The 4,133-nt window shown below is 40.8% G+C and carries 3 protein-coding genes and 1 pseudogene; all 4 read right to left on the reverse strand.

All coding sequences use genetic code 11. The features are described 5' to 3' along the window. A pseudogene (locus RCO25_RS34330) lies at positions 1-179 on the reverse strand (IS110 family RNA-guided transposase); the annotation flags it as partial. Between the two features lie 95 nt (positions 180-274). Then, positions 275-772, reverse strand: coding sequence for a DUF5662 family protein (locus tag RCO25_RS34335; protein ID WP_309000524.1), 498 nt, complete (start codon positions 770-772; stop codon positions 275-277). 513 nt (positions 773-1,285) lie between these two features. Continuing rightward, positions 1,286-2,293, reverse strand: coding sequence for a phosphotransferase enzyme family protein (locus tag RCO25_RS34340; protein ID WP_309000525.1), 1,008 nt, complete (start codon positions 2,291-2,293; stop codon positions 1,286-1,288). Positions 2,294-2,595: 302 nt separating this feature from the next. After that, positions 2,596-3,852 (reverse strand): serpin family protein, encoded by a 1,257-nt coding sequence (locus RCO25_RS34345; RefSeq protein WP_309000526.1) that lies wholly within the window; start codon positions 3,850-3,852, stop codon positions 2,596-2,598. Between the last annotated feature and the right edge of the window lie 281 nt (positions 3,853-4,133).

Consider the following 4,133-nt stretch of genomic DNA (forward strand, 5'->3'; position numbering starts at 1 on the left):
TTTTCAAAACCTTCGATAGAATTCGAAAACGAGAGATGCCGTTTTGAAATGACGATTCCTCGGAAATTTGTGGACTGTGCCACGTGAGTTTCTTTGGCCATGTCAATTCCTACGACGAGGTGCGAGGTGGTAATCTGCTCAATCCGTTGATTTTGTACGTCTGTTTGCTTAAACTTCATAGTAAGAGCGCCTCCTTGATATGTTGTAGACAAACCCATCATACCGAGGCGCTCCTTTTTTGACAAAGGCTATTTCTTAGCCTTAACAGGAATGTTTAGCGTAATGAATTGGCTTTCCCTTGAGTGGTAGTATCCTCGGAGTAAGTTTCTTTTTTATTCATCGTTAGAATCTCAAGCTCTTTTTTCGTATCGGGATGCACTACTATGTTATCAGTAAGGTTTAAAGTAGACTCTTTGACCTTTCTTCCCCATTTCCTTGAAAAGGAGCGCCAGTCACAAACCATTTCGATGATAAATTTCTTTGGCATGGGTAATGCCTCTTTGGTATTTGGATTAATGACCCAATATTCCCAATGATGCTTATTTTTATGCTGATGACGGAGCCATGCGTAATTCCACTTTAGTTCATCAGCTACGTTCAGTGGCTTCCCAGAGTAAAATTTCCTTGCGTAAGGAAAGAACTCTGCTGGTGAAAACTTCGACAAATCATGTGTTATCCCTTGGATGTACAAACCTTCCTTCCAACACTCAACCAAAACATTTAGTTTGTGATTAAGGATGTACAGGAAGTATTTCCAACAAGCCATTACCATTGGACAATCACATCCTCTCGAAGGTAAAACCTGTATAAAACGCACTACAATTACGGGAAATTATAAATGAATTCCAAGTTTCCTTCAATACAAGAATTATTCAATTATCCTGCCAGTTAGCTTAAAGGCGATTCGATTATTATATATGGCTTCTAGACAAATAGGTTCCCTTGATCGCCCATGAATGATCTTCTTGAACTTTCTAAGCAAGTTATCATTTAATTTACTCACATTAAAAAGGGCGATGCAGGAACATCGCCTTTAATGCGGCAGAGAATGATGGGAGATGATCTTGGCATATTGGCATCTTGTCCACCATCCCCTCATTTATAGCGTATGTGGTTAACCTCAAAATTCTTGGACTTATAACAGCTATATCCAAACCTTAGAAAATAGGTTTTCCCCTTCTTCAACTCTTCTGCCCGTCAGCGTAGCGAAGTGCTGCCAATTGTTGCAGCCCTTCTGAGGTTGAACTATCAATAACATATGGTTTAGCATTTTGAGTATATTTCATTATATAAGAGATACAAGTTTTTCCCCACGTTTTAAATACTTGGTTAGATGTTCTTTTAGGAGTATATCTTCATTATTCTTTATTAAATTTATTGTTTGAGCAGTAAAATTCCAATTTAAACAACCTGATAACCATAGCAATGAAGGGAGTCTGCTAAAATCACTTTGATTAAGAATTTCTTTTGCCTCATAACCGCGTAAGACAGCCTTTCCAAGAGCAGGAGACATTTCATGGGAGCCTATTCCATGAGGTCGTGAATACCATTTTATTAGCCATGCTAAGCCCTCTACTCTATCCGTGTAAGTGATTGACTCAAAATCAACGATTCCAATGATCTCACCGTTACCATCCCACAGTATATTTAGATTGTTTAGGTCACTTTGAACTATGAACTCCAATGATTCAGATTTAGCTATTTCTATATGATATTCTACAAGAGATATGTAGTTTTGTAACAATTCGTCTGTTCTTGCCGTAAACTTGATTGAGCCTAATTCTCTACGAATCATTCCAAGAAATTGTTCTGAACCATAAACATGGGATTCTTTTGTAAAGACCTCACTTTCAAATTTTACTGATATGTCGTGAATCTTTCGTGCCAGTTTACTAAATTTTTCTGATACGGACTCAGTACAATGAGTAATATGTTCACCTTCTATCCACTCAAACAATACGAATCTCCATTCCTTTTCCCCATCATTAACCAAAGTAAATGGTTCATTATAAACAGTTGATCGATGTTTCATAAAAGGAATTCCGGATTCACGTAGATAATTGCAATATTTAATTTGTTCTGTAAGAACTTCATCCGTTAATTTAACAAATACGTTACTTTCATATCGCTTATGGCTAATAAATCTTGCTGAGAACGACTTTTCTTTTAAATGAATTTTTAAATGCAAATCCCCATGCCAAGTATTCGATTGAAGCTCTTTTTCGACAACCAAATCTTCAGGATTATATCCATATTGCTTTACTGCCACTTGAAGTAACTTAATGTTATCCATAACTGAAACACCTTCCTCAGCTTTTGCAAACTTAGTTTTACATTACCATAAGTTGTTAGTTCAGCTAAGGTGTTACTCACTAAACTGCCAATTAGCCGAACAGGCTGCCGATTCGGCAGCCTGTTATCATTGCACTATCGTACCCGTTGAACAATTAATGATTCTCATAAAAAAGTCACCACTGTCGTAGCTCCATAGATCAGCAAAATAAAAGCAACCCTCCGGGGAAATCATCGAGATGTCTTTTATCTTCCAACATGATAAACTTCACTCGGTAATATCAATTTATGGATTTTATCCTTTCATTCCTGTCCCGGATTCTCAATGCAACCCATGAACAGCATAGTACCGGTCGAACCGTCTTCGATCGTGAAGAAGAACGGCCTGTTTACGTCCATGGTGAAGGGTTGAGTAGCCGACTCCGCTTTCACTTCCACTGATGTAACCGCAGCCGCTTCCGTCCCTTGCTCATTAACTTCGATAAATGTCTTGTGTTGTACATTACTAATGTAAAGATTTGGCGGAATCGGCGCCATGTTTCCGAAGTTTGCCCGTTCTGAGTCAAAAGCGACTTCCATGCCCAAAGCTTTTAACGCATCGTTCAATGAAACGGAATACTCCGACTTAAATCGCGGCATGCGGAGTTGTCCGTCTTCTAAAAGGAACCCCTTTGTCAATTGATCGGGATCCGAGAGTAATACGGACATCATTTTACCGAGACCGGGGCTTTCCACCGTCGGCAAGTAAATCACCATCCGTATAGTCCCTTTGCCGTAAGGTATGCGAACGGCCTGATACCCTTCTCCTGCTTTATACTCAAACTCACCTGATTGACTCATCATGGGAACTTGAATCATCGACCCGTCCGGTATGACAAATTCGCCATCGGAAGTCGCGTTTTCTTGAAACGGACGCGCCCATTCCCCTTTGAAGTAGATTGCGTTTATCAGGAACAGAACCGTCAGTGGATCGATTGGTCCTTCTACGATCTTCTCGATCTTTCCATTCGTTTTTTCCTTCACCCATTGGTTGATTTGATCCGGTGTTTCTGGTGCGGTCAGGTCTAGCGACGTCACTTCAGCGTCGTAATAAGTGAGGTTGTTGTCAAGGAATGTTTTGTGGAATTCTTTCCCTTCTTTAGCCCACAGTGAATTCGCGATGCTTAACACTACGCTCGAATCCGCATGTTCAAGCACGTATTTCAGCACTTCGTTTCCCATGTTGATGTCTTGGAGTGTCAGCCCTTTGATACTCAGCACATCTTCCATCGCCTTCTTGGTCTCAGCGTCCGCGCCGTTATAAGTCATGACCAATGCGGCCTCAATGCTCAAAGGCGAAATAACCTTGTTACCGTTGCGCTCTTCCGATTTCAGCAGCTCTTGATATAACATCAGACCGAATTTATTATTCGCCTGCACAATTCTTTCGTCCACATCATTTGTAGTATACGTCGGGGTTGTTGGAGCTGGAGTTGTCGCCATTTTCATTCCGGACATCCCTCCGCATCCAGTAACCGTCAATATTGCTACGATGCAGCTGATAGTTCGCCATTTTTTCATAAAAATCTCCCAGAAGCAATTTATTATTCTAGACGGGTGATAGTACCGGTATGTTGCAATGGCGTGAAAACCAAATCGATCCGCTCATTCCACTAAACTGCCCAACAGCTTAACGAGGCTGCCGATCATCAGCGGCAACCTCGTGTTGTAATTATTGAGCTCTCGTACCCGTCCCTCGGTTTTAAGGGTTTATCTCACATATACTCACTCATTCGCAGGATTTCGTCGCGATGGTATACAGCTGTTGTTCAGAAAGCAAGCTCATTAGGCACCGTTGCTCT

It is taken from the genome of Paenibacillus sp. LHD-38 (assembly GCF_031157315.1).
In the GTDB taxonomy this organism is placed as follows: Bacteria; Bacillota; Bacilli; order Paenibacillales; family Paenibacillaceae; genus Pristimantibacillus.